This window comes from Nguyenibacter vanlangensis, assembly GCF_013376155.1.
Taxonomy (GTDB): domain Bacteria; phylum Pseudomonadota; class Alphaproteobacteria; order Acetobacterales; family Acetobacteraceae; genus Gluconacetobacter; species Gluconacetobacter vanlangensis.
In genome coordinates this window covers 1-513 of sequence record NZ_JABXXP010001287.1, presented here as the reverse complement: position 1 = coordinate 513, position 513 = coordinate 1, and the positions used below count along the sequence as shown (strand labels likewise).

Here is a 513-nt window from a genome sequence, read left to right as displayed (position 1 = left end):
GCCAGTCCGAGCCCCAGCCCGCCCGTCGCGCGCGAGCGTGAGCCCTCGACCCGGTAGAACGGGGTCAGCACCCGCGTCAGTTCGGCCTCGGGCAGGCCGGGCCCGTCGTCATCGACGCGGATCCGCAGCCCGTCGGGCTGCACCGACAGGCCGATCCGCGCCTGGCCGCCATAATTGACGGCATTGTCGATCAGATTGCCGAACACCCGCTTCATCGCCAGGGGGCGCAGCCGCGCCTGCCATTGCGCCGGACCGTCATAGGTCACGTCACGTCCCTGGTCGGCGGCATCGTCGGCCAGCGTGGCCAGGATCGACGCCAGGTCGACGACGCGCGGCGCCTCGGGGTCGTTTTCGCCGGACAGGTAGGCCAGCACGCCGCCGACCATCGCCTCCATCTCGGCCACGTCGCCCTCGATCGCGCGCTGCGCCTCCTGATCGTCCAGGAACCCGGCCCGCAGCCGCAGCCGGGCCAGCGGCGTGCGCAGATCGTGCGACACCGCGGCCAGGGCCTCG

At 72.9% G+C, this 513-nt stretch carries 1 protein-coding gene; it reads right to left on the bottom strand.

The genetic code is table 11. The features are described from left to right. On the bottom strand, positions 1 to 513 hold a 513-nt coding region (locus HUK84_RS22645; RefSeq protein WP_246285853.1), incomplete at both ends, for a sensor histidine kinase.